Below are 24,117 nucleotides of genomic sequence, written 5' to 3' on the forward strand. Positions count from 1 at the left end.
CATACGAGTCATGTTATCATGAAACTGGAGGTCGACTCGGGACTCGGCTACGACGAGACATTTTTCCAGCGAGGTCCGACGGCGTGTGCGAACGCCGAGCTAAACCGTTCGACGAGGATTTAGAAGCCAGTATAGTCAGACTTCTTCGGGAATTTACGTGGTCGCGAGGAACCGAAGCGTAATCGTCGAAGCGATGAAAAAACTCGTGACCGCGATCACAACCAGTACGATACCGGGCCACCCGTCCAATAGAATCGCACCGAAGAATCCGAGTGTAAAGGTACACACCGAGAGTACCAGCAGGGGTGTGTTTTCGTTCGTCTCTTCGTCAGCCATGGCGGATATCATTACTACTTGTTGGATATAGTTATTCCAACTTCGGGCGAGGGAGCGACGAAGACGCAAATCTTCGCATATTGGGATTTCGAATCTGAGTGCAGAACGCGCCCGATTCACGCGCGCTCGAGTTACCTAACAAAAAGAGTATCATTGTCTGACGTACGTTTATGTGTCCGGACCGACCGCTAGGTGGTATGTCGAAAAACCGCGTCGAGAAGCTGGAATCGACGGTTGCGGAACTCGAGTCGACGGTCGAAGGGCTCACCGAGGAACTGGTCGAATCGAAAGAGCGCATCCGCATTCTCGAGGCCGAACTGGACACGGAGACGCCGACGCGAGCGGCCTCGAGACGCTCGAGTTCATCGGGAGAGTCGTCGGCCTCGGAGATGATCGACGCCGAGGCAGAAGCCGACACCGAGAGCGGCTCGGATCAGGCGACCGAAGGCGACCTCGAGGAGGAGACGGCCGATTCGAGCGAGGACGAAGCGGAAGACTCAGGGACCGACGACATTATTGTCGCATAACAGCAGATTCCCGCGACCGCTCGCGCTGTGATCTCGTGATGCGATCGATCGTCCCCGCGATCGGTTGACAGTCGCGTTGCCGGTCGCCGGGAGCGGTCAACTGACGGAGGTCTCACAAGACGATGTACATCAAGGCGCTCGTTCTGGATGGGTTCAAGAGCTTCGGCCGCAAGACGAAAATTCCGTTTTACGAGGACTTTACGGTTATCACCGGCCCGAACGGCTCCGGGAAATCGAACATCATCGACGCCGTTCTGTTCGCACTCGGGCTCGCCCGAACCCGCGGGATCCGCGCCGAGAAGCTCACCGATCTGATCTACAACCCCGGCCACGACGACGGCGATAACAGCGGTGGGCCGCGCGAGGCGACGGTCGAGGTCGTTCTGGACAACTCCGACGGCACCCTCGAGCGCTCGCAGGTGGTCAACGCGGCGGGCAGCGACGATGTCGGCGACTGCGAGGAGGTTCGGATCCGCCGGCGGGTCAAGGAAACCGAGGACAACTACTACTCGTATTACTACCTGAACGACCGCTCGGTCAATCTCTCTGACATTCAGGACCTGCTCGCACAGGCCGGCGTCACCCCGGAGGGATACAACGTCGTCATGCAGGGCGACGTCACCGAGATTATCAACATGACCCCCTACAACCGGCGGGGGATCATCGACGAGATCGCTGGCGTCGCCGAGTTCGACGCGAAAAAGGAAGACGCCTTCGAGGAACTCGAGGTCGTTCAAGAGCGAATCGACGAGGCCGAACTCCGGATCGAGGAGAAACGCGAACGATTGTCTCAGCTCGAGGACGAGCGCCAGACAGCACTGCGCTACCGACGGCTCCGCCGCGAGAAAGAGGAGTACGAGGGCTACCGGAAGGCGAGTGAACTCGAGGAGAAACGCGAGGAACTCGAGACCGTCGAGGAGCGGGTCGAGGGACTGGAAGAGGACCTCGAGGATCTCCAGCGCGAACTCGACGAACGCCAGGGGAAAGTCGTCCGCCTGCAGGAGGATCTCGAGGATCTGAACGCCGAGATCGAGCGCAAGGGCGAGGACGAGCAGTTGCGCATCAAAAGCGAGATCGAGGAGGTCAAAGGCGACATCTCCCGGCTCGAGGACAAGATCGAATCCAGCGAGGAACAGATCGAGTCCGCCGAGTCCGATCGCCGCGAGGCGTTCGTCCAGATCGACCGCAAGCAAGAACAGGTAGAGGACTTGACGAGCGAGATGCGCGAGCACAAACTCGAGAAGGCCTCGCTCAAGTCCGAAATTCAGGAACGCGAGACAGAACGCGAGGAGCTACAGGCCGAGATCGACGCCGTCGACACGGAGTACGACGAGGTCAAAGCCGAACTGCAGGAGCGAAAGGAAACCCTCGAGGCGGAAAAAACCGAGAAGAACGACCTCCAGCGCGAGCAGGACCGCCTGCTCGACGAGGCGCGTCGGCGCTCGAACGCGATCAGCGAGAAAGAGGAGACGATCGAGGAGACCGAGGCCGAACTCCCCGAACTCGAGAGCCAGCGCTCGGACCTCGAACGCGAACTCGAGAAGGCCGAAAAGAATCGTCAGAGCATCGACGACGTCGTCGAGGACCTCAAAGGTGAGAAACGACGCCTGCAGGAGGAGTTAGACGACTTAGACGACGACATTCAGGCCAAGCAAGCCGAGTACGCGGAACTCGAGGCCAACGCGGGCGAGAGCGGCGACTCGTCGTTCGGGCGCGCCGTCACGACGATCCTCAATTCGGGGATCGACGGCTTGCACGGGGCGGTCGCCCAGTTAGGGACGGTCCCGGGCGAGTACGCGACGGCCTGCGAGACCGCCGCTGGCGGCCGGCTCGCGAACGTGGTCGTCGACGACGACGTGATCGGCCAACAGTGTATCGAGTACCTGAAATCGCGCAACGCGGGTCGGGCGACGTTCCTCCCGATCACGAAGATGCGCGAGCGCAACCTGCCGAGCGCGCCCTCGGATCCCGGAATCGTCGGGTTCGCGTACGACCTCGTCGACTTCGACGACCAGTACGCCGGCATCTTTTCGTACGTCCTCGGCGACACGCTCGTCGTCGAAGACATCGAGACGGCCCGCTCGTACATGGGCGACTACCGGATGGTCACCCTCGACGGCGACTTAGTCGAGAAAAGCGGTGCGATGACCGGCGGTTCGCGGAAGGGCTCGCGATACTCCTTCTCCGGCGGCGGCAAGGGCCAACTCGAGCGCGTCGCGACGGAGATCACCGAGTTGCAGGACGAACGCGAATCGGTTCGCGAGGAGCTTCGCGGCGTCGAGGATCGACTCGACGACGCGCGGGACCGCCAGACCGACGCCGCCGACGAGGTGCGCTCGATCGAGTCGGAACTCGACTCGATCGAGGAACGGCGAGCGGACCTCGAGGACGAGATCGATCGACTCGAGGACGAACTCGAGGAGCTACGTGAGGAGCGCGAATCCGTCGACGAGCGGATGACCGAGATCTCGGGCGACATCGAGGACAAGCAAGCGGAAATCGAGGCGATCGAAGCTGACATCGACGAGCTCGAGGCCGAACTCGCGGATTCGAAGATCCCGGAACTCACCGCGCAGATCGACGAGTTGAACGAGGAGATCGACGAGCGCGAGGACAAGATCGACGACCTTGACGGCAAGCTCAACGAACTCGAACTCGAGAAGCAGTACGCCGAGGACGCGATCGAGGACCTCCACGACGACATCGAGGCGGCCCAGAACCGCAAGGCCGAACACGAGGAGAAGATCGAGTCGTTCGAGGACTCGATCGAGGACAAACGCGACGTTCTCGCGGACAAACGCGAGGCGGTCGAGGAGCTCGAAGAAGAGCTCACGGAGCTGAAAGAAGACCGCCGCGAACTCAAAGACGAGCTCGCCGACGCGAAAACGGCCCGCGATCAGCAACAGGACCGGGTCAAAACCGTCGAGAGCAAACTCGAGGACAACCGCGAGCGGGCCGGCGACCTCGAGTGGGAACTCGAAGCGCTCGAGGAGGAGGTCGGCGACTACGATCCCGAGGACGTTCCGGACCACGAGACCGTCCTCGAGATGATCGAGCTGCTTGAGGCCGACATGGAGGCCTTAGAGCCCGTGAATATGCTCGCGATCGACGAGTACGACGAGGTTCGGAGCGATCTCGAGGACATCGAGGAGGGCAGGGACACGCTGGTCGAGGAGGCGGATGGCATCCGCGAGCGGATCGATCAGTACGAGTCCCAGAAGAAACAGACGTTCATGGACGCCTACGAGTCGATCGCCGAGCACTTCACGGACATCTTCGAGAAGCTCTCGGAGGGGACCGGCTCCCTGCACCTCGAGAACGAGGAGGACCCGTTCGAGGACGGACTGACGATGAAAGCCCAACCGGGCGACAAGCCGATCCAGCGCCTGGACGCGATGTCCGGCGGGGAGAAGTCTCTGACCGCGCTGGCGTTTATCTTCGCGATCCAGCGGCACAACCCCGCGCCGTTCTACGCGCTCGACGAGATCGACGCCTTCCTCGACGCGGTCAACGCGGAACGCGTCGGCCAGATGGTCGACGAACTCGCGGGCGACGCCCAGTTCGTCGTCGTCTCTCACCGCTCGGCGATGCTCGATCGCTCCGAGCGGGCGATCGGCGTGACGATGCAACAGGACAACGTCAGCGCGGTGACCGGCATCGACCTGAGCAGCGAGGGGGTGCCGGCCGATGACTGAAAACGGGCCCGGGGGACGCGACGACGAGTCGGAATCGACCGACGACATTCCGCTGCAGATCGCGGGCCACGAGGACCGCGACCGCTCGAGCGGCCCCGGAGACGACGTGTTCTCCTTCAGCGAGGCGGGGGCGGACGGTTCCGATGACGACGAGCGCGCCGCGGTCGATACGTCCGCCGCCGTCGAGGGCGGTGTGGACTCCGACGACGGTGAGGTCGAACCCGTCGAACTGCTCGTCCAGCTCGCCAAGGACGGCGAGATCGACCCGTGGGACATCGACGTCGTTCGGGTGACCGACAAGTTCCTCGAGGTGTTAGACGAGGCGGACCTGCGAACGTCGGGTCGGGCGCTGTTCTACGCGAGCGTCCTCCTGCGGATGAAAAGCGACGAACTGTTCGCGCCCGACGAGCCAGAGGAGGAAGAACTGCCGCCGTGGGAGGCTCCCTTCGCCGACGAGGGACCAGCCGAGGACCACGAGCCGGGCTTTGACCCCATCGAGAGCCTCGAGGCCGAGATGGACCGTCGCCTCGAGCGAAAGTCCGCTCGCGGCAAGCCGGAGACGCTCGACGAACTGGTGCGCGAACTCCGCGACGCAGAGCGTGGCACCTGGTGGAAAGAGTCCCGGAGCTACGACACCAGCGACTCGCCGAGCGGCTACGGCCGCGGGATGCAGGAGCTGAGCTACCACTCGGGCGACGACTTCCGCGTCGACGACGAACCGACCGCTGGCGACGTGACCCACACGACCCACGAGGAAGACATCGAGGACGTGATCGAAGACGTCGAAAGGGCGCTCGAGACCCAGTACGAAAACGGCCGGGAGGAAGTGCTCTACGCCGAAATCGACGAGACCGGCGGCTCTCGAGTCATGACCTATCTCGCACTGCTATTTCTGGCCCATCGGGGGGCAGTGGTGCTCGAGCAGGACGAACTGTTCGGCGACCTCTGGATCCAGCGGGCGGGCGTCGAGGCGGAGCCGAGCGAAGCGATCGCTGATTGAGTGTTCGACGTAGTTTTCGTGACATTGGCTACACTCTGTCAGTCACATCAGAGTCGATTCACACAGGTAGAAAATATTTCACTATTGTGCGTTATCGCGAGGATCCTTCCGATAACTTGCACGGGACTGCATTCAGGCCGAAAGATGTAGAAATACTGCATCGGGAATACTACGCGTATTCTAGGGAAATATGGGTGATACTGCGATCGAATAGTAGTACCGGATTATATAATGACTGCACGAAAAAATCAAAATTATGCATAGTAAATCCACATTCAATTACTCTATCATGATGTTCAACCATCATAAATATTAATAATATCAAGTTATTGCGTCCCATTCGGAGAGATGTTGCATACGCCGCTCCAAGTTGTCGATGTCGCGCATAGTCCGCTGATAACCTTTCTTGTAGGCCTTCTCACAGTAGTGGCGTTATTAGTGTGGTTGGATCTGCCCGCCTTTATCGGCTTGATTGTCTCGGCGTTCACCGTTGGGGTGGTGAATACGGTATTCGTCGAAGATTTCGCTCCGGCAGATGCCGGCTCACAGGTTGCGACCGCCTTCGGGAACAATATGGCGGGTATCGGGATTCCTATCCTGATGGCAGCCGTCATCGGGAAGTCGATGCTCGAAAGCGGGGCTGCACAGCGTATCATCCGAGGGTTTCAAAACGTCCTCGGAAAGGAGAACTCCGACGTATCGCTACTGGGGAGTAGCTCCTTCCTCGCGATTCCCGTCTTCTTCGACAGCGTCTTTTACCTAATCGCGCCTCTCGCACGATCGATGCGCGCTCGCTTGGGGCGTGATTACACGCTCTTCATCGTCGTCGTCGGGGCGGGTGCAGCGACGGCGCACGTGTTCGTTCCTCCGACGCCGGGCCCGCTAGCTGTCGCCGCGGATCTAGAGGCTGATCTGGGTACGACGATCGCCCTCGGTCTCGTGACTGCGACTCCCGTGCTCCTTGTAGGGCTTCTCTACGGGCGGTGGATCAACGCTCGGCTGGATATCCCGCTCCGTGACACAATGTCGACGACTACCGAGGAACTCGAAGAGGTCGCGAACAAATCGACCAGCAACCTCCCGGGTATCCTCGAGTCGTCCGCTCCGGTTCTCCTCGCAGTCGTCCTCATCGCTTCGCTGACGATCGTCGATGGCTTTCAGGAAGCGATTCCGGCGCTCGGAGTCATCGAACCGGTCGCCGTCTTCCTCGGGAACAAGAACGTCGCACTCACGATCGCCGCGATCGCGGCGACGTACACCTTCATGCGACAAAACGATCTGTCCCGCAACGAGTGGTCCGAAGAACTGACGGAAGCGCTCAAAAGCGGCGGGAACATCGCAGCGATTACCGCCGCCGGCGGTGCTTTCGGGGCACTCCTCGCAGACTCTGGTATCGGTGACTACCTCGCGAACGGACTGGAGGGTATCGGGATCGGCCTCCTGGTCACCGCGTGGTTGATCGCCGCGATCGTTCGCATCGCACAGGGATCGGCGACGGCCGCAATGCTGACCGCCGCCGGCATCATGGCACCGCTGACGGGGCAGCTACAGGTCCACACGGCCTATCTGGTGATGGTCATCGGTGCCGGTGCCAACATCTTCTCGTGGTACAACGACTCCGGCTTCTGGCTGGTGAAAGAAATCGGCGGACTCACGCAGGTAGAGACGCTCAAAACGTGGACCGTCTTGACGACGTTAATATCCGTGTCCGGCCTGTTGATCTCGCTGGTCCTATCGACGCTCTTCCCACTCACATAACGCCCGCGAAACGTTTTTCGACACCGAACGGCGGAACCGCACCATACCGGCGGGACTATCCGCGGTGGCGCGCGCTCGAGAGCGGGTCGCGAACCGCGACCCGCGAGTAAAACTGCGCGAGGGATGAGCGAGTGAGTGTGCGAACGAGCGAATCGGCTGGGGAGGGTGTGGAAATCAGTGTTGCCAGCAGTAGTATTCTCGAGCACTCGAGCGACCTGTACTGTCGCAGTCCGGCGACTCCACACAGTACTCAGGCACACATTATTCCCGGCCAAAAACAGTAGTTATATGACACTACAGGACGTTGGATCAAACGGAAGCCACACACTCCGCGACAGGGGCGTTTCGCATTGAAATGCCCCGGGTGCTAGAGCCACCCGAGACGTGGCTTCCGAACCCTTGAAGGATCGGTTGCCATGATTGGATATCTTCTCCGCGGGCTTAAACATCCCGTCCGACAGACGAATCGAAGTCGACTACCACTACTGACCACACCACCAACCAGAGCGCACGCACTCGAGGGTGAACCAGACCGATGAGCCCGCCGACGGACAGTCTGGTCCTCGATATCGTCCGCACCCTCGAGAAACAGGGCGTCCCTCGAGACTCCTACCAACTCGGCCGGGAGTTCGACCCCGAAGCACTCGCCCGGTTGCTCGAGACCGGCGGCGATTCGGTCGAGGTCCGCCTCGAGATCCGCGACGTGTCGCTGGTCGTGACGAATCTGGGCGCTCGAGTCGCCGAGTCGGGCCTCTCCTCTCAGCCCGAGTGTCCCCACTGCGGGCTCCCGGTGACCGCCGTCGTCCAACTCGTTCCGAGCCACCACACCGCCTATCCCTGCGGGTGTCGAGTTCGGGGCGATTTGCTCGAGTAGTGTCGTCGCCGCTGGGGTAGAATCGTTACCCCGTAAAATGCGGCCACTCTTTCTCGGGTATCAGGTCCGTTCCGCCACAACAGCCACACTCCGCGGGCGCCTCGTACTGGTGGCCGCTATCGGTCCGTTTGGAGACCGTGCCGGCGTGCATCGTCTGGCAGGCTGTGCAAACGTACTTCTCCGGGGGTTCCGGGGCGTGAGCCATGTGAGTGGTACCCGCGCCAGCGACATATAGCCGGGGCCCGGGACACAGCCAGAATAGTCGTCCGACGAAGCGACCCGAATTCCCTCTATCGCATGAGCCTCCGTACCGTTTGCGCGACTCCTCGAGTCTTTGACTTGCTTGCTCGCTCCGATCGCTCGCGGTGGGTGTGCTCACTCGACTGCCAGAATTGAACGAGTAAACGCGATTAGGAGACTGTATACTGGCGGAACCGTTTCACGGCAGTGGTATAACTCCATCTGGCTATCACCAATCCAATACAGAGTCCGCCCGTGACGCCACCCGCTCGCAGTACCTCGGTAGAAACACCACTGACGATCCTGATTTGAGGGAAACGTGTTGGCGCTAACACTGCGAAGACGAGAGCGCTCCCGAGTACCCAGATTACGAGCGAATACACGACGAATGCGGTCATGCTCGGCGGTACAACATCACTGCTCTGGCCGATGGTCGTCGCGCTAAACCTGGGAAACAGCATGCCGACCGCTGGCGCAAGGCAAACCGAAACCACCGTCAGCACCGCACCAATTACGACGAGCCACGCCTGGACACGGATCGGGTAAGGGCTTACAACGGCCCCGATGAGCGTAGACAGTATCGTCAGCGCCAGCCCATACAGTAGTCCCGGAACCAGTAGACCGCGGACGAACTGCCGCCCAGAAATCGAGGACGTAAGCGTGGCAGGGAGAACGTTCCCTTCGTCGCCGAGCGGATTCAACCCGACTACCGCCCCCGCAAACCAGGGGACCAACAAGACACAGATGACCGGTACAACTGACATCGGGGCGTTGGATTGAATCGAAAGAACGCTAAGAGAGATTCCGAGGGAGAGACCGGCCGTGACGAGAAGTGACAACCGTCGAGGTGCTCGCCGCAGCCGGAGCACTGTCATTTGCGCCACGCGCTGTGATGGCCGTCCCACAAGCTGAGGAATAACAACCGGTGAAATAGCGGCAGCTAACGTCCCGTTCTCGTGGTTTTGATGCTCCTGTGGGCCAGTATTCGTCCCACCGGCAGTACTGATTGGACGGGCGACCCAGTATTCGCGAGCGAGTCGTTCGACGAGCAGACCACCGCCACCGACCACTAACAGACAGCCACTCACGCCCGCAAGCGCGCGAATCGGAGCGGGCGTAACGGGTGTCCCGAAGACGGCGATATCGATGAACCAACTCGTCGGAAGCCACTCGAGCGACACTAGCTCCCAGATCACGGGTATGTCGGTACTGAGGATCGCCACGACGTACCCAACCGCGATGAGCGACACGGCATGGACGATCAGTTGACCATGTCGGTTGCGCTGCCAACGAGAGCGAGCGGAGACAGTCATATAGGTGAAGCCAGCGACGTAACCCGTAACAATCGCGCTTGCTGTGAACAGCCCGACAGCGAGCGGAACTAACAGCAGGCTTTCAGGCGAGAGAAATCCGTATCCGACGATACCGGCGAGTAAGATCGTCAGGGGAGCGAGAGCCAGACAGGCGGATAGAAACTCAGTGAGCAACATCCCGACGGTGGCCGTTCGGATTGAGACGGTCGTCAGGACGAACGATTTCGCTCTCGGGGTTCGCCAGTGTAAGAGCGCCCGCTGCGCGAGAAACCAGACAGCGAATATCCACAGCGCACTCACACCCACCCGAACTGAACCGGGAACAGAGAGCGGACCTGAAAGCGATCGCAAGAGGAGCGCATAGAGGATTCCCATCCCGCCAAACCAGATTCCCATTCCGACGGCGGTCATTCCAAACAAGTAGAGCCGGTACCGATTCCGCCGAAGTCCACGAATCGTTCGGCGGGTTCCGACAATCCCCAACTGAACGCCATGATGCAGCCAATTCGGTTCAGTCATTTGCTGCTTGCTCTGTGTTGGGTTCCTCACTCGTTAGCTCGAGGAATGCCGCCTCGAGTGTCTGATGATCTCCGGTCTCGGCGCGATGTGTGAGATCGCTCGGCGTGTCCTCTGCTACGAGTCGTCCATCGTATAAGACACCAACTGTATCGGCTATCTCCTCGACGACAGAGAGGATATGCGTCGACAGAAACACCGTCGTTCCGCTGGCTGCATGTTCGACGATCAATTCACGGAGTGTGCGAGCGGCTCGTGGATCGAGTCCGGCCGTCGGTTCGTCCAAGAATAGGACAGCAGGGTCGTGGAGGATGGCCTGAATAAATCCAGTCTTCTGTCGCATGCCCCTCGAGAAGTCCGCGATTTTGGTCTGCGCGTCCTCGCGGAGATCGAGACGGTCGAGTAACGATGTGATTCGCTCGGACGACTGGGATGGTGAAAGATCTCGCAAGCCAGCCGCGAGGTCGAGTTGCTCGAACGCGGTAAGCTCAGCGTAGAGTGGCGGTACTTCCGGGAGATAACCGATATGACGCGTTACCGCCGTTCGGTCGGAAATCGGTGTTCCGTTGATAGTGGCACTGCCGCTCGTCGGTTGGGTTAGTGTCGTCAGTATTCGCATCGTCGTCGTTTTTCCGGCCCCGTTCGGTCCGAGAAACCCGTAGACGACTCCGTCTGGGACACTGAGGTCGAGTGACTCGATAGCGACCGTCTGTCCGTAGTGTTTCGTCAACCCAGTCGCCTCTATCATTAGTAAGTAATTGTGAACGTGTTCGGTAAATCCATCGCCTCTAGTGGACTAGACCAACGCGAGGAAAACAGATAATTCTACTCGTCTCGAGTCGCCGCCTCGAGCAACATGATCGCTCCCCCGAGCAGAGCCATGTTCTTCAGGAAGTTGATCTTGTTCGCCTGGCGCTGCTCGCCTTCCATAGTCCAGAAGTCGTGGATCGACGGCGTCGTCCCGAGGAAGAAGACGATCACTGCGCCGGCCGAGGCCCGCGGGAACTTCCAGAGCAGGATTCCCAGGTTCGCCACGAACAGCATGCCGGTGACGAACGGCACGAGGAGGTCCGGGACCGGAACGCCCTTCTCTCGAGCGGCCGCGACGCGCTTGTCGTTGTTCTCGAAGCCGTCGATGGCCATGTACGCGAGGATGCCGCCGTAGAGCGCTCGGCCGAGGGTCGACGGCGGCTCGCTCGCGCGGTTGGAATCGGTCACTTAGACCACCTCGAGGCGGCTGACGTTCGCCTCGACGCGCCCGACCGTGTGGTACTCGCCGTCGTCGTCTCGGCGCATGAGCCGCCCCTCGACGTCGTCGCGCTGGTCGGGCACGTCGAACAGGCCCGACCCGCAGATAACGTCGCCGTCGTAGACGCCCCAGGTTTCGACGATCTCGTGCGGTTCGCCGGGGTAGGACACGCGATCGAAATCGCGTCCGAAGTTCGTCGACTCGAACAGCGCCGCCTCGTGGTCGTCTTCGACCCACGCCGGCGGGGCCTCCTCTCCGCCGCAGAAGAAGACGGTGCCGTCGTGGACGAACACGCGCCTGATGTAGGAGAAGTCGTTGCCGTCGTCCAGACGCGTCCAGGTGTCGCCGGCGTCGGTCGTCCGGTAGAGCCCGCCCGCGCCGACGGCGTGGCCGAGTCCGAGGTTCTCGAGTTCGTGGTCGAGGTATCCCGTTGTCGCGAGCCAGACGGCTTCGGAGATCGGGAGGATCTGGTGAACGTCATCGACGATGGCATCCCGCCGGTCGCGCCACGTTTGGCCCCCGTCGTCGCTCAGGTGGATGCCGCCGGCCTCGACGCCGGCGATCAACCGCTCCGGGCGGCCGGGGACGGCCTCGAGCGCTCGCAGTCGAGCGTAGTGGGGATCGATGGGGGATTCCCAGTGGCCTCGAGACGGCAGGTCGCGAAAGCCCTTCAGTTCGGTCCAGCTCTCGCCGTCGTCGACCGAGCGATAGAGGTACGGATCGTTCGTGCCGGCGTAGAGCGCCCCGTCGGCCGTGGCCAGAATCGACCACACCTCGCTCTCGCCGGCGTGCCAAAACCGGTCTCCGAGTGGCACCTCGAGGTCGACCCATGTCTCCCCGCCGTCGCGCGAGCGGTACGCGCCGGTCGCGGACGCGACGAAGACGCCCTCGGCGTGATCCCACGATTTCACGGCCGTGACCACGCCACACTCGAGCACTCGCTCCGGCTCTCCCCGATCGAACGGGAGGCCGTCGACCCGGAACAGCCCGTCGTCTGTGCCGATCAATACTGACATACGACGTGTGTGGGTCAGACACACAAATAAAGTTTTACCAGCCCGTAAAACACTACGTGCCGGCGACCGAAAGCCTACGCGACGAGACTGTGTTCGACTGAATCGTCGCCGACCGAATCGCATCTGACCGAACCCGATCGATAGACCCGACGAATCGACCGCCAAGCCGGTCAACCGACTGTCAAGCCCGTCAACCGACCACCCACGCATCCATGACACAACCAGACCCGACGAAGCGACCGACCGACGCGACGCATCTCGAGGAAGGGCCCGACCTCCCAACGGAACTGCTCAATCTTCCCTGGCTCGACATTCACAACCATGCACACACGCTCTCGTGGGAGGACAGGGAGCGCTACGCGCTCTCTGGGTGCGAGTCGATGGTGATGGTCGCCTCCGGCTACCATTGGACGCCTTACAAGCCGGTCAGAGCCAGCGATGTCCGCTTTCTCTGGGACGACGCGGTGAACCGTCGGGCTGCCATCGAGCGCGATCACTTCTTCGAGGCGAACCTCGGGCTGGGCATCCACACGGGCGTCCGCATCGAGAATCCCGACGAACTGCTCGAGGCGATGGCCGACTACTGCGCCCTCGATGAGGTCGTCGCCGTCGGCGAAACGGGCGTGACGCCCGCCCAGCACGTCGAGGCCTGGGACGTGGCCGAACAGCGAGCCGTCGTGCAGGCCCAGATGGAACTCGCGGACGCCCACGACCTTCCAGTACTCTTGCACACCCCGAATCAGTCCAGCGGTTCGAGTCGGTCCTACCGGTCCGGCATCGGCGTTCCGGGCTACGAGAAGAACGCGGAACTGGGAGCGGAGCCGGTTCTCGAGGGCGAGAACCCGGCGCTCGAGGCGGTCAAACTCGACGTCGAGGCCATGCGCGACGCGGGAATCGACGACGATCGCGTGGTCGCCTCGCACGCGGATCGGAACAACACCGCCTACCTCATGGAGAACACGGACTGTTACCTGAGCTACACCATCGGCCACTCGTGGCTAATCGGCGTCGACGCCGCGGACGTCGCGGACGCCATCGACGAGTACGGCCCCGAGCGGATCATGATCGACACCGACTGCGCGAACGTGCTCCGGACGGACCCGTTCGCGCTCAAGCGAGCGATATTCGAACTCTACCGGTACGGCATCGACGCGGACGCGATCCGAACAGTCGTGCTCGAGAACCCGCGCGAGGTGTTCGGTATCGGCGGCTGAGGCTCGGCATCGGCGGCTGAAACGGCTGATTTCCGAATCCGGACTCCTCGCTATAGATACGCGCAGGTGTTCGTCAGCTCCCCCACGCCCTCGACGCCGACGGTCACGCTGTCTCCCTCCTCGAGCAACACCGGTGGCTCCCGGTAGACGCCTACCCCCGGCGGCGTGCCGGTGAAGATCAGGTCGCCCGGTTCGAGCGTGAACGCCCGACTGCAAAACGCGACCAGTTCGTCGACGCCGAAGATCAAGTTCCCTGTCGTCGACTCCTGCAGTCGCTCGCCGTTTACCTCGGCCCAGATCTCGAGATCGTGGGGGTCGTCGACCTCGTCGGCCGTCACGAGTTCCGGGCCGATCGGCGCGAACGTATCGAGGCTCTTCCCGCGGACCCACTGGCCGTCGCCGTGCTGGAGGTCCCGCGCCGACACGTCGTTGCCGACGAGGTAGCCCGCGACGTGCTCGAGCGCCTCGTCCGCGCTGACTCGACGCGCTTGGCGCCCGATCACGGCGACCAGCTCCGCCTCGTAGTCGACCTTCTCGGTGAGGGCCGGATCCCAGGAAACGGTGCTCTCGGGTCCCGTAACCGATGTCGGAAACTTCGAGAAGAGCACCGGTTCGTCCGGGATCGGGTTGTCCCCCTCCTCGGCGTGATCGCGGTAGTTTAGGCCGACGCAGACGATCTTGTTCGGATCGCCGACCGGCTCGAGTCGCGTCACTTCGTCGGCGTCGTACGCGCCCGCTCCCTTCTCCGCCGCGTACTCGAGGGCGAGTTCGGCCTTCCGTCGCCACTCCCAGTCGGCAAGGAGATCCGTCGTCGCTCGCGGAATCTCGATGCCGGTACCCGATCCCGCTTCGGGGAGGCTGATTACGGTCCCGTCGGTCGTCGATACGCCGCACCACGGTCGGTTCGCGTCCGTCGTTCGATATTGTCCGATTCTCATGTGTGGATCTCCGTGATCGATGTTCGAGTTCGGCAGGCAGGCATTACAGATCCAGCCCCGCCTCGTCGATCAACCGCCGGCCGGACGCTACGAACCGGTCGAACTCCTCGTTCACCGCGGGATTGAGCAGTTCGCCGTCGCGTTTGACCGGTTCGCCGTCGACGAGCACCGTGTCGATATGGGACGGATCCGACTGGAAGACGACGGTCTGGATCGGCGAATGAGACGGCGCGGTCGTGAAGTCGTCCGTCCGGATCGTGACGATGTCGGCCCGTTTGCCGGGCGTGAGCGTTCCGATCTCGTCTTCCATGCCGAGCGCCCTCGCGCCCTCGATGGTCGCCATCTCGAGGGTGTCTCGGCAGGTAAGACTCACGCTCGTGACCTCCTCGTCGGTCTCGAGGATCCGCTGGTTGTCGAGCATCCGCTGAACCTGCAGCCCCACTCGCATCTGTGCCCCCATGTCGCCGCTGATGTTCGAACAGACGTCGACGCCCCAGGTCGGACGCCCGCCTGCCTCGAGTACCTTCCCCGTGACGGGGATGCCGTGGGCCATCTGCATCTCGACTTCCGGCGTCGCGGAGAAGGAGACGCCCTGGTCGACGGCGTGGTCGATATCCTCTTGGGAGAAGTGGTTCGCGTGGGCGACGTTCACGTCGGAGCCGAGCATGTCCGAAATCGCGCCGAAGCCCTGGTAGTCCTCCCCGTAGATCGAGGAGGGCCAGCACGCGGCACCCATGTGAATCGTCGCGACGACGCCCAGTTCCCGCGCGAGCTCGAGGTCGCTCCGGGCGACCTCCTCGGTGGTGAAGTCGGGACCGCGAAGCGCGAGCCCGAGCGAGAGCAGGTCGTCGTCCGCTATCTTTTCGTCGCGAAGCTTTCGGACGGCGTCGTCCGGGTGCCCTTCAGTGCTGTCGAACCACCACGTCGCCGCGTCGTCTCCCGGCGGCCCGTACGCGTACAGCGTCCGCAGTCCGGCGTCTTTTAGCCCGTCAACTGCGCGTTCTGCGTGCTCGGGCGTGTTGATCGCGTGCGACCAGTCGAGCGCCGTCGTCGTCCCCGTGTGCAGTTTCTCGAGCGCTCCGAAGAGGTTCCCGAGGTACATGTCCTCCGGCTGGTAGAGCCCGGCGATGTTCCCGAGCATGTCGTCGAAGTAATCGCCCATGAGCGACCAGTCGCCGGCGATCCCCCGTACCTGGGTCTGCCAGAGGTGAATGTGCGAGTCGACGAATCCCGGGAGGACGATCCGATCCGTCGCGTCGATCGCGTCCGCGTTCGACGCGCTCAGCCCGTGACCGATATCGACGATCTCTCCGCTCTCGACCAGTATATCCGCCTCCTCGAGCGTTCCGATCTCCGGGTCGAGCGAGACCACCGTCCCGTTCTGAATTATCGTTTGTGACATGTGCACGTGTCTAGTCTTACCACTGGGATAAAAATTTACTGTGCGGTAAACTTCGACCGACATCGCGGCGCTCCCGAGCAATCGAATTATATGGCGTTCCCCCCAGAGTACGCGTATGAGCGAGTCGGACGGGAAGGTGTCCGCCAAGGACACCGAGGAGGTGATCATGGAGGCGACGTTCCGGGCGCTGAGCGAGCACGGGTACTCGGAGCTTCGAATGCGCGATATCGGAGACGAGATGGAGTTGACTCGGCAGGTCATCCACTACCACTACGACGGGAAATACGACCTGCTCTCCTCGTTTTTAGAGTACGTCATCGATCAGTACGAAGGCAGCGTCGAGGTGAAAGCGGATGCGGACCTCCGAACGGAACTCGACGCCCGGATCGACCAGTGTCTGTTCGGCCCGGAGTTTGGCGAGTTTACCCACTGGGACCGCATGAAGGTGTACCACGAACTCTACGCCCAGGCCCAGAACGACGACCGACACCGGGAGATCTTCAACGAACACTACGAGCGACTCCGCGGGAGCGTCGTCGAGGTCATCGAAGCGGGCGTCGAAGCGGGCGTCTTTCGTGAGGTCGACGCCAAGCAGATGGGCCAACTCATCACCGACGTCATCCACGCCGCGCGGGGACGACGAATCTCTTTGGGTCACGAGGACGCCCCCGAGCAGGCCCGCAGAGCCATCGACGACTTCGTTCTCGACTCGCTCGAGGTCGAGGACTGAGCGCGAATCGGCTGCCGGCGATCACTCCTCGAGAGCGGGCAGTTCCGCGGTGAGGTACTCGACGAACTTCTCGGGGTGTTCGGCGTGGGGCAACAGCGTCGAGTAGTCGACGACGACCAGATCCAGATCGGCCGCTTCGGCCATGTTTCGGCCGTCGCGCAGAGGGACTAACTCCGCATCTCGGCCCCAGACGAGCGTCGTCGGCGTCTCGAGGGCGGCGAGTTCGGTCTGGAGGTCGAACGATTCGTCCGGATCGAGCGTTCCCGCCGCGAAGGAGCCGGGCGCGTACCGCGCGCCCGGCTGGTGGGCGCTCTGCCAGGCGTAGGAGACCTGCTGTTCGTCGATGTTCACTGGATCGTAGTAGCCGTCGCGGTCGTAGAAGTATCGGATCGAGGGCTTGCTCGAGAGCAGGTTAAAGAGCGTCGTGCCGACGACCGGCGTTCGAAACAGCGTCCGGAGCCACGGGCGTTCGGTGCCGGTATCGGCCGTCGGGCAGATGAGGACGAGTCGGTCGAAATCGCCGCCATCGGCCGCCTGCACCGCGAACGAGCCGGTCAGCGACGACGCCACGACGACCGGGGAGTCGGTCACGTCGGCCGCGAACTCGCGGACGAAATCGCCGTACAGCCGGGCCGAGTACTCGAGCGGCGGCCGATCCGATCGGCCGAACCCGGGGAGGTCCACGGCGAAGACGTGGTAGCTCTCCGCGAGTCGCTCGAAGATCGGCTCGAACTCGTTCGCGCTCCCGGCCGCGTGAACGCCGTGACAGAGGAGCATGTCCGGCGCGTCCGGGTCGCCGGCGACGGTGTAGGAGACATCCATTCCGCGCCACCGGTAGGTGCGTTCGACCCCCGGCAGCGGGTTCTCGAGGTCGCCCGCCCGCCTCCTGAGCAGGCGGTTTCCGAGGACGGCTGCGCCAGCGGTTCCCAGCGCTCCGGCGGCTGCTGTTCGAAGCTTCATAGCCGGCAATTCGTCGTCGACGCCCTTCAACCTGCGGCCGTCGCGGGAGCCGTCTCGAAGGCGTCACTACGGCCGCCACCGTCGAGATCGCCGCGGCGGCCACGGAGCAGCTACCGTGATCGGTTCCCCGCCATCCGCTCGGTCTCGAGGCGCTCGAGGCAGTCCTCGACCGGCTCGAGGAGTTCGTCGGCGACAGCGTACGGGTCCGTCTCGCCGGTTCGAACCGCCTCGGCGACCGCTTCGATCCCGCCGGCGCGTTGCAGTTCGTCCTCGAGCAGCGAGTTCGCGTCCTCCCTGAGCAGGGTCCGGATCTCTTCGGCGTAGCGCTTGCGGGCGTGTTCGGCCCGCTCGCCGGACTCCTCGAGGTACGTCTGGTGATTTCGAAACTCGCTCAGCAGGTCGTCGATACCCTCGCCCTTCGTCGCGACGGTCTCGACGATCGGCGGTCGCCAGGTCGTCTCGCCGCTCGATTCGTCGTCCGCCGGTTCACCGCTCCCGTGGTCGGTCGCGCTCCCGGCGTCCGGCCCGTGGTGGCCGTCTCCGCCGCCGAACCCGCTCCCCTCGCCGAGGTCGATCATCTCTCTGAGCTCTTTGACGGTGCGATCGGCGCCCGGTCGGTCGGCCTTGTTGACGACGAAGACGTCCGCGATCTCGAGGATGCCGGCTTTCAGCGTCTGGATCGAGTCGCCCGACCCCGGCGGGACGAGCACGCCGACGGTGTCGGCGGTGCGGACGATGTCGATCTCGTTTTGGCCCGCGCCGACGGTCTCGATGATGATCTTGTCCTTGCCGAAGGCGTCCATGGCCTTGACGGCGTCCGCCGTCGCGGTCGAGAGCCCGCCGAGCGTGCCCCGAGCGCTCATCGAGCGCACGAAGACGTCCATGTCGCCGACCGTCGAGGCCATTCGGATGCGGTCGCCGAGGACGGCACCGCCGGTAAACGGTGAGGAGGGATCGATCGCGATGATGCCGACCGTTTCGCCGCGATCGCGGTACGTTTCGGCGAGTTTATCGACCAGCGTCGATTTGCCGGCGCCGGGGCTCCCCGTGATACCGATCACGTCCGCCTCGCCCGTGTGCGCGTACAGTTCCGAGACGAGGTCTCGGTAGCCCGGCGATCGGTTTTCGATCTTCGAGATCGTTCGCGCGAGCGCACGATGTTTCCCCGACAGCAGCCCCTCGAGCAGTTGCTCGTCCGGCTCGGTCATCGTTGCGGGGCGTTCTCCCGGACGAAGTCGATCGTCTCCTCGATCGAGGTGCCGGGGCCGAAGATGGCGGCGACGCCTTCTTCCTCGAGTTCCGGCCGGTCCTCGTCGGGGATCACGCCGCCGACCAGCACGAGCGTGTCGTCCTTGGCGTCGTACTCCTCGAGACCGTCCATGATCTTCGGGACGAGCGTGTTGTGAGCGCCCGACAGAATAGAGATCCCGAGCACGTCGACGTCCTCTTGGACCGCAGCCTGGACGATCTCGTCCGGGGCCTTGTGCAGTCCGGAGTAGATGACCTCGAATCCGGCGTCGCGGAACGCCCGGGCGATGACGTGTGCTCCGCGGTCGTGTCCGTCGAGTCCGACTTTCGAGACGAGACACCGAATCGACTCCGCTTCCTGTTCGCTGCTCATGCCAGTACGTTTCCCGGCCGCCTGTTTGACTTTAACGGTCGTTCCTGAGGATGTGTCAATCTCTAGCCCACGAGTGGCGCGGAGCCGACGAACCCCCCGCCGTCCCGCCGTTGGCCGATCGGGCCCATCGCTCGCTACGAAACTGGACCGAACCAAAGGCTAAAGAGCGAAACGACCATATATTTCGGTAATGATTAGCATTCGTTTACTGCGGAGGGATCTCTCGTGGGCGTCGAAATAAAAGAAACCAGGGTCACCGACGCCGAGTTCGAGTCGATGAAGCGGTTCGTCTTCGAGTATCTGGCGGCCAGCGTCGCGAAAGAAGACGAGGGCGGCCGGATGCGGTGGTACCCCTGGCACTCGGCGGAGTACCGTCACAACCACATCCTCAACGTGGTCGCACTCGCCGAGGAGATCGCGGAGAAAGAGGGCGCGGACGTCGACGTCACGCGCGTCGCCGGCCTGTTCCACGACGTGGCCAAACTCGAGACCGATCAGGAACTCCACGCCGAGGCCGGCGCTCGCGTCGCTCGAGAGTACCTCGAATCGCGCGGCGAGTACCCCGAATCGTTCGTCTCGCAGGTGTGTCGAGCCATCGAGTACCACTCCTATCAGGGGGACTTAGACGACCTCGCACTCGAGACCCAGTGTCTCATCGAGGCCGATCTGCTCGATAAGGTCGGCGCGAACGGAATCGCGCTGATGCTCCTGCGCATGGGCTACGAGGCTCGAACCCACATGGACTCCGAGGAGATGGTCGACCGCGTCTTAGAGCGCGGACTCGAGGCCGCAAACCGCGTCGAGAGCGACGCCGCGGAGAGCATCGCCCACCAGCGACTCAAGCGCGTCCGCTGGTTCAGCGACTGGCTCGAGGACGAAATCGCGGCGATCGGCAACTAGCGCCGCCGTTTCTCGGACGTTTTTCGACCGGTAGGAGACCCGTCTAGGGATTCCGCCGCGGATCGCTCCCGGCGAACCGACCTGATTCCCAGCGAGTAGGAATCCGCCGCTCGCACTTACCTACCGAACCGAATGTGCTAGTCGATTACAACCGCTCGGGCTCGCGAGCGAAGCCCTGGAAATCCATGCACGAGATACGTACCAGCCCGTCCGAAACCGTCGATGCGCGCGACGCCGCGGAACGACAGGAATCAGTCGATTCGCGGACCGAATGCCCAGAGTGTGGCGGCGACCTCCGCCGCGACGGCGAGCGGGGCGAAACCGCCTGTCGAGAGTGCGGGCTCGTCGTCGACGAACGCACGATCGATCGCGGGCCGGAGTGGCGCGCGTTCACTAGCGACGAGCGCGAGTCCCGCAGCCGCGTCGGCGCGCCGATGAGCGAACTCAGACACGACAACGGCCTCAGCACGCGGATCGACTGGCGAAACCGGGACGGCTACGGGAAGGAACTCTCCGCGCGAAAACGAAAGCTGTTCCAGCGATTGCGGACCTGGGACGAACGGTTCGTCACGAAAGACGCTCAGGAGCGAAACCTGAAGCAGGCGTTCGGCGAGATCGACCGGATGGCCTCGGCGCTCGGCCTCGCGGAACCCTGCCGGGAAACCGCGGGTGTCATCTATCGACAGGCGGTCGAACGCGACCTGCTGCCCGGTCGGTCGATAGAGGGGATGGCGACGGCCAGTCTGTACGCCGGCGCGCGAAAACAGGGGACCCCGCGGACCCTCGTGGAGTTCGAGACGGTGAGTCGCGTCGAAAAGCTCCGCATCCAGCGGGCCTATCGCTACCTCTCGCAGGAACTCGACCTCCGTCTCGAGCCCGCCGACCCGCTCCAGTACGTCCCGCAGTTTTCCTCCGCGCTCGAGTTGAGCGACGAGGCCAAACAGCGCACGCGCGAACTGCTCGAGGCGGCCAAATCCGACGGCCTCCACAGCGGACGAAGCCCCGCCAGCATCGCCGCGGCGGCGCTGTACGCAGCGGGCCGATTGACGAACGAGGAGATCACGCAGGACGCCGTCAGCGACGCCGCGCACGTGAGCTGTGTAACTATTCGAAAACGCTACACTGAGATACTCGATGTCTACGAAGCACACCGGAACGGCCGATGAAAGCGATCTCGGGGAGCATCGAATGACGACTGAACGCCGAATACTCCGACACCTCACAGAGCGGGGACCGCTCGACGTGGTCGAGCTCGCGACAGCGCTCGAGACACATCCGACGACGGTCGAACTCGCCTGCGAGCGCCTCCGCGACAGGGAACGCGTTCGGCTCGTCGGCTCGAGTCGGTACCGGCTCGTCGACGGCGAGCGCGCCGGCGGAGTCGAGATCGACTCGGAGCCCGACGACGATATCGAGGGCGACCCCGAGCGGTGACGGGTGCTGCTCGGTGGTAACGGTACGAACGGTCAGCGGTGATGTGAGCGGTCGGCAGTGATAGTCCGCACGGCCGGCGGGCATCGTGGTCGGCGACGGCCGAACGGGCAGCCGGCGGTGACATTATGGGCGGGCGGTCCCGAGTACGCGTATGCGCGTTGCAATTCTGGGCTGTGGATACGTCGGCTGCGAACTGGGCCGGCAACTCCGCGAGCGCGGCCACGACGTGATCGGCGTGCGGCGCTCCGAGTCGGGCATCGAGACGATCGAATCCCTCGGCCTCGAGGCCGTTCGAGCGGATATCACCGACGCCGACGACCTCGAGTCGGTCCCGTCGGTCGACGCCGTCGTCTTCGCCGCGAGCAGCGGCGGTCGGGACGCGAGCGCCGCTCGATCTGTGTACGTCGACGGGCTCGAAACGGCGATCGAGTCGTTCGGCTCGCGTGCTGACCCGCCTGATCGGCTGGTCTACACCTCCTCGACGGGCGTTCACGGTGACCACGACGGCGACTGGGTCGACGAGGAGACGCCGATCGATCCGACTACCGAGAAGACGGCAGTGCTCGCCGAGGCCGAACGCGTCGCCCTCGAGACGCCCCCCGAGTACGGGTTCGAGGGGACCGTCGCCCGGTACGCGGGGCTGTACGGGCCGGACCGGTACCGACTCGAGCGCTACCTCGAGGGACCGGTTACGGCGGGCTACCTGAACATGGTCCACCGCGACGACGCGGCGGGCGCAGTCGGATACCTGCTCGAGGAGGATTTGGCACGCGGGGAGGTCGTACAGGTCGTCGACGACGAACCGGCCGACAAGTGGGAATTCGCGGATTGGCTCGCGAACGAAGCGGGGGTCGACGAACCGGCCAAGCGGACGAAAGCCGAACGTCTCGAGGACGGCGACCTCTCGGCGGCCGCCCGGCGTCGGATTCGAACGAGCAAGCGGTGCTCGAACGAGAAGCTTCGCGGGCTCGGCTACGAGTTCGCGTATCCGACGTTTCGAACGGGGTATCGCGACGCGATAGAGGAATATATTGCCGGCACCTCGTCGAACGGCTGATATTTCTGGTATGTTTTGCCTTCGTACCAGTCGGAGGGGGGAAAATTCTTGGTGGCTCGATTTAACAGTGGGGTATGAGCTATCAGGGAGTCCGTTCGGTGGGAAACGCGCTCGGTGGTGACCGCGCGTTGGTGATCGACGACGCCGTGGATCTCGCCGTCTCGACGGACCCGCTCGTCCTCTCGCTCGTGGTTCTCGCCGTTCTCGGTGCCGTCTTCGGTGGGTGGTGGCTCGTCCGCTGGGTTCGGCGACCGCCCGGAACGCGTCTCAAGCGCGTCCTCGCCTCCTACGACGACGTGGCGGTGTTGATGCATCCGAACCCCGACCCCGACGCGATGGCGTGTGCGATGGGCGTCGCCGAGATCGCGGACGCGGTCGACACCGACGCGACCCTCCAGTACTCCGGCGAAATCCGACACCAGGAAAACCGGGCGTTCAGGACCGTTCTGGACCTCGACCTCGAGACGGTCGAATCGAGTTCCGATCTGGCCGCAGACGCCGTGGTACTGGTCGATCACAACACGCCGCGAGGATTTACCGGCGCACAGACCGTCGAACCGGTGGTCGTCGTCGACCACCACCCCGGAAACGGAGCCGGAACGGCGTTTACGGACGTTCGGCCCGACTACGGCGCGGCGTCGACGATCATCGTCGAGTACCTAGAGGACATGGGCGCGACGATGGCCGATGACGACGACGATGAGTCGGAAGGTGGGTTCGAAATATCGTCGGACCTCGCGACTGGATTGCTCTACGGCATCCAGTCCGATACGAACAACCTGACGAAAGGCTGCTCGAAAGCGGAGTTCGACGCCTGTGCGTTTCTCTTTCCCGGCATCGACGAGGACGATCTCGACCGAATCGCCAACCCGCAGGTTAGCGACGACGTGTTACAGATCAAAGCCAAAGCGATCACCGAAAAGCGCGTCGAGGGCTCGTTCGCCACTTGCGACGTCGGCACGATCAACAACGTCGACGCGATTCCGCAAGCGGCGGACGAACTCATGCACCTCGAGGGAGTGACGGCCGTGGTGGTCTACGGCGAAAACGACGGCACGTTGCACCTCTCGGGGCGGTCGCGCGACGACCGCGTCCACATGGGCGAAACGCTGCGTCATGTTGTCAGCGACATTCCGATGGCGAACGCCGGCGGCCACGCCCGGATGGGCGGCGGCCAGCTGTCGGTCGAGCACATGCGCGGGATCGGCCCCTCGGACGGGCTCACCTGCGTCGAACTCGAGGATCGGCTGTTCGCCGCGATGGCTGGCGATCGGTCCTGATCGGTATAATCGGCGGCGTTCGGAGAAAATACGTCGGCGGAGGGCGGACGAACGGAG

Annotated in this window: 23 protein-coding genes; 12 read left to right on the forward strand and 11 right to left on the reverse strand. The window is 63.1% G+C overall.

What is annotated here, in order from left to right; all coding sequences use genetic code 11:
• Positions 1-153 precede the first annotated feature (153 nt).
• On the reverse strand, positions 154-336 hold the full coding sequence (locus tag BM348_RS10170) for a hypothetical protein (protein WP_139231178.1): 183 nt from the start codon (positions 334-336) through the stop codon (positions 154-156).
• Positions 337-533: 197 nt separating this feature from the next.
• Here BM348_RS10170 and BM348_RS10175 point away from each other — a divergent pair, with 197 nt between their 5' ends.
• The 5 genes from BM348_RS10175 (at position 534) to BM348_RS21315 (ending at position 8,190) form a co-directional block, all read left to right on the forward strand.
• The gene (locus BM348_RS10175; RefSeq protein WP_092904566.1) at positions 534-863 is read left to right on the forward strand and encodes a DUF7518 family protein; all 330 of its coding nucleotides are present in this window, start codon (positions 534-536) and stop codon (positions 861-863) included.
• A 122-nt stretch (positions 864-985) separates the two neighbouring features.
• Positions 986-4,558 (forward strand): chromosome segregation protein SMC, encoded by a 3,573-nt coding sequence (gene smc, locus BM348_RS10180; protein WP_092904568.1) that lies wholly within the window; start codon positions 986-988, stop codon positions 4,556-4,558.
• The gene (locus tag BM348_RS10185; protein WP_092904570.1) at positions 4,551-5,558 is read left to right on the forward strand and encodes a segregation and condensation protein A; all 1,008 of its coding nucleotides are present in this window, start codon (positions 4,551-4,553) and stop codon (positions 5,556-5,558) included. Before smc ends, BM348_RS10185 begins: the two co-directional genes overlap by 8 nt.
• Before the next feature lie 348 nt (positions 5,559-5,906).
• Positions 5,907-7,316 (forward strand): GntP family permease, encoded by a 1,410-nt coding sequence (locus BM348_RS10190; protein ID WP_092904572.1) that lies wholly within the window; start codon positions 5,907-5,909, stop codon positions 7,314-7,316.
• 535 nt (positions 7,317-7,851) lie between these two features.
• Positions 7,852-8,190: a hypothetical protein gene (locus BM348_RS21315; protein ID WP_175507156.1), complete on the forward strand. Its 339-nt coding sequence runs from the start codon at positions 7,852-7,854 to the stop codon at positions 8,188-8,190.
• A 25-nt stretch (positions 8,191-8,215) separates the two neighbouring features.
• Here BM348_RS21315 and BM348_RS10200 read toward each other — a convergent pair whose 3' ends face one another.
• The 5 genes from BM348_RS10200 to BM348_RS10220 all read right to left on the reverse strand — a co-directional run bounded on the left by BM348_RS10200 (position 8,216) and on the right by BM348_RS10220 (position 12,524).
• Entirely contained in the window at positions 8,216-8,395 is a 180-nt protein-coding gene (locus BM348_RS10200) for a hypothetical protein (protein ID WP_092904575.1), read from the reverse strand.
• Positions 8,396-8,600: 205 nt separating this feature from the next.
• Positions 8,601-10,139 carry a hypothetical protein gene (locus BM348_RS10205; protein ID WP_217642011.1) on the reverse strand — a complete coding sequence of 513 codons (1,539 nt, stop codon included), beginning with the start codon at positions 10,137-10,139 and terminating at the stop codon, positions 8,601-8,603.
• A gap of 115 nt (positions 10,140-10,254) precedes the next feature.
• A complete protein-coding gene (locus tag BM348_RS10210) occupies positions 10,255-11,007 on the reverse strand; it encodes an ABC transporter ATP-binding protein (protein ID WP_092904579.1) in 753 nt (250 codons plus the stop codon).
• Between the two features lie 77 nt (positions 11,008-11,084).
• Positions 11,085-11,477, reverse strand: a complete 393-nt coding sequence (locus tag BM348_RS10215) for a DoxX family protein (protein ID WP_092904581.1) — start codon at positions 11,475-11,477, stop codon at positions 11,085-11,087.
• Positions 11,478-12,524: a WD40/YVTN/BNR-like repeat-containing protein gene (locus BM348_RS10220; RefSeq protein ID WP_092904583.1), complete on the reverse strand. Its 1,047-nt coding sequence runs from the start codon at positions 12,522-12,524 to the stop codon at positions 11,478-11,480.
• 212 nt (positions 12,525-12,736) lie between these two features.
• On the opposite strand from BM348_RS10220, the gene BM348_RS10225 reads away from it, so the two are divergent.
• Entirely contained in the window at positions 12,737-13,738 is a 1,002-nt protein-coding gene (locus BM348_RS10225; protein ID WP_092904585.1) for a TatD family hydrolase, read from the forward strand.
• A 50-nt stretch (positions 13,739-13,788) separates the two neighbouring features.
• On the opposite strand, the gene BM348_RS10230 is transcribed toward BM348_RS10225, so the two are convergent.
• Both BM348_RS10230 and BM348_RS10235 read right to left on the reverse strand, forming a co-directional pair.
• Positions 13,789-14,676: a fumarylacetoacetate hydrolase family protein gene (locus BM348_RS10230; protein WP_092904587.1), complete on the reverse strand. Its 888-nt coding sequence runs from the start codon at positions 14,674-14,676 to the stop codon at positions 13,789-13,791.
• 43 nt (positions 14,677-14,719) lie between these two features.
• Positions 14,720-16,078, reverse strand: coding sequence for an amidohydrolase family protein (locus tag BM348_RS10235; RefSeq protein WP_092904589.1), 1,359 nt, complete (start codon positions 16,076-16,078; stop codon positions 14,720-14,722).
• A gap of 115 nt (positions 16,079-16,193) precedes the next feature.
• Here BM348_RS10235 and BM348_RS10240 point away from each other — a divergent pair, with 115 nt between their 5' ends.
• A complete protein-coding gene (locus BM348_RS10240; RefSeq protein WP_092904591.1) occupies positions 16,194-16,808 on the forward strand; it encodes a TetR/AcrR family transcriptional regulator in 615 nt (204 codons plus the stop codon).
• Between the two features lie 21 nt (positions 16,809-16,829).
• Here BM348_RS10240 and BM348_RS10245 read toward each other — a convergent pair whose 3' ends face one another.
• From BM348_RS10245 to BM348_RS10255, 3 genes are all read right to left on the reverse strand, one after another.
• Positions 16,830-17,768 carry an alpha/beta fold hydrolase gene (locus tag BM348_RS10245; RefSeq protein ID WP_092904593.1) on the reverse strand — a complete coding sequence of 313 codons (939 nt, stop codon included), beginning with the start codon at positions 17,766-17,768 and terminating at the stop codon, positions 16,830-16,832.
• A 110-nt stretch (positions 17,769-17,878) separates the two neighbouring features.
• Positions 17,879-18,976, reverse strand: coding sequence for a methylmalonyl Co-A mutase-associated GTPase MeaB (gene meaB, locus BM348_RS10250; RefSeq protein ID WP_092904595.1), 1,098 nt, complete (start codon positions 18,974-18,976; stop codon positions 17,879-17,881).
• Positions 18,973-19,389: a cobalamin B12-binding domain-containing protein gene (locus tag BM348_RS10255; protein WP_049953984.1), complete on the reverse strand. Its 417-nt coding sequence runs from the start codon at positions 19,387-19,389 to the stop codon at positions 18,973-18,975. The genes meaB and BM348_RS10255 overlap by 4 nt, the downstream gene beginning before the upstream one ends.
• Positions 19,390-19,614: 225 nt before the next feature.
• Between BM348_RS10255 and BM348_RS10260 the strand changes: the two genes are divergently transcribed.
• From BM348_RS10260 to BM348_RS10280, 5 genes are all read left to right on the forward strand, one after another.
• Entirely contained in the window at positions 19,615-20,289 is a 675-nt protein-coding gene (locus BM348_RS10260; protein ID WP_092904597.1) for an HD domain-containing protein, read from the forward strand.
• Between the two features lie 185 nt (positions 20,290-20,474).
• Positions 20,475-21,455, forward strand: a complete 981-nt coding sequence (locus BM348_RS10265; protein ID WP_092904599.1) for a transcription initiation factor IIB — start codon at positions 20,475-20,477, stop codon at positions 21,453-21,455.
• A gap of 22 nt (positions 21,456-21,477) precedes the next feature.
• Positions 21,478-21,723, forward strand: a complete 246-nt coding sequence (locus tag BM348_RS10270) for a MarR family transcriptional regulator (RefSeq protein WP_139231179.1) — start codon at positions 21,478-21,480, stop codon at positions 21,721-21,723.
• 151 nt (positions 21,724-21,874) lie between these two features.
• Positions 21,875-22,780, forward strand: coding sequence for an SDR family oxidoreductase (locus tag BM348_RS10275; protein ID WP_092904603.1), 906 nt, complete (start codon positions 21,875-21,877; stop codon positions 22,778-22,780).
• A gap of 74 nt (positions 22,781-22,854) precedes the next feature.
• Positions 22,855-24,060, forward strand: a complete 1,206-nt coding sequence (locus BM348_RS10280) for a DHH family phosphoesterase (protein ID WP_092904605.1) — start codon at positions 22,855-22,857, stop codon at positions 24,058-24,060.
• The last annotated feature ends 57 nt before the right edge of the window (positions 24,061-24,117 follow it).

Origin of the sequence: Halostagnicola kamekurae, assembly GCF_900116205.1 — an archaeon.
Lineage (GTDB): Archaea > Halobacteriota > Halobacteria > Halobacteriales > Natrialbaceae > Halostagnicola > Halostagnicola kamekurae.

What these genes read in the sequence shown, in the direction of transcription:
- BM348_RS10170 (WP_139231178.1), bottom strand. Translation starts at nt 336, where the DNA reads ATGGCTGACGAAGAGACGAACGAAAACACACCCCTGCTGGTACTCTCG.
- BM348_RS10175 (WP_092904566.1), top strand. Translation starts at nt 534, where the DNA reads ATGTCGAAAAACCGCGTCGAGAAGCTGGAATCGACGGTTGCGGAACTC.
- smc (WP_092904568.1), top strand. Translation starts at nt 986, where the DNA reads ATGTACATCAAGGCGCTCGTTCTGGATGGGTTCAAGAGCTTCGGCCGC.
- BM348_RS10185 (WP_092904570.1), top strand. Translation starts at nt 4,551, where the DNA reads ATGACTGAAAACGGGCCCGGGGGACGCGACGACGAGTCGGAATCGACC.
- BM348_RS10190 (WP_092904572.1), top strand. Translation starts at nt 5,907, where the DNA reads ATGTTGCATACGCCGCTCCAAGTTGTCGATGTCGCGCATAGTCCGCTG.
- BM348_RS21315 (WP_175507156.1), top strand. Translation starts at nt 7,852, where the DNA reads ATGAGCCCGCCGACGGACAGTCTGGTCCTCGATATCGTCCGCACCCTC.
- BM348_RS10200 (WP_092904575.1), bottom strand. Translation starts at nt 8,395, where the DNA reads ATGGCTCACGCCCCGGAACCCCCGGAGAAGTACGTTTGCACAGCCTGC.
- BM348_RS10205 (WP_217642011.1), bottom strand. Translation starts at nt 10,139, where the DNA reads ATGGGAATCTGGTTTGGCGGGATGGGAATCCTCTATGCGCTCCTCTTG.
- BM348_RS10210 (WP_092904579.1), bottom strand. Translation starts at nt 11,007, where the DNA reads ATGATAGAGGCGACTGGGTTGACGAAACACTACGGACAGACGGTCGCT.
- BM348_RS10220 (WP_092904583.1), bottom strand. Translation starts at nt 12,524, where the DNA reads ATGTCAGTATTGATCGGCACAGACGACGGGCTGTTCCGGGTCGACGGC.
- BM348_RS10225 (WP_092904585.1), top strand. Translation starts at nt 12,737, where the DNA reads ATGACACAACCAGACCCGACGAAGCGACCGACCGACGCGACGCATCTC.
- BM348_RS10230 (WP_092904587.1), bottom strand. Translation starts at nt 14,676, where the DNA reads ATGAGAATCGGACAATATCGAACGACGGACGCGAACCGACCGTGGTGC.
- BM348_RS10235 (WP_092904589.1), bottom strand. Translation starts at nt 16,078, where the DNA reads ATGTCACAAACGATAATTCAGAACGGGACGGTGGTCTCGCTCGACCCG.
- BM348_RS10240 (WP_092904591.1), top strand. Translation starts at nt 16,194, where the DNA reads ATGAGCGAGTCGGACGGGAAGGTGTCCGCCAAGGACACCGAGGAGGTG.
- BM348_RS10245 (WP_092904593.1), bottom strand. Translation starts at nt 17,768, where the DNA reads ATGAAGCTTCGAACAGCAGCCGCCGGAGCGCTGGGAACCGCTGGCGCA.
- meaB (WP_092904595.1), bottom strand. Translation starts at nt 18,976, where the DNA reads ATGACCGAGCCGGACGAGCAACTGCTCGAGGGGCTGCTGTCGGGGAAA.
- BM348_RS10255 (WP_049953984.1), bottom strand. Translation starts at nt 19,389, where the DNA reads ATGAGCAGCGAACAGGAAGCGGAGTCGATTCGGTGTCTCGTCTCGAAA.
- BM348_RS10265 (WP_092904599.1), top strand. Translation starts at nt 20,475, where the DNA reads ATGCACGAGATACGTACCAGCCCGTCCGAAACCGTCGATGCGCGCGAC.
- BM348_RS10270 (WP_139231179.1), top strand. Translation starts at nt 21,478, where the DNA reads ATGACGACTGAACGCCGAATACTCCGACACCTCACAGAGCGGGGACCG.
- BM348_RS10275 (WP_092904603.1), top strand. Translation starts at nt 21,875, where the DNA reads ATGCGCGTTGCAATTCTGGGCTGTGGATACGTCGGCTGCGAACTGGGC.
- BM348_RS10280 (WP_092904605.1), top strand. Translation starts at nt 22,855, where the DNA reads ATGAGCTATCAGGGAGTCCGTTCGGTGGGAAACGCGCTCGGTGGTGAC.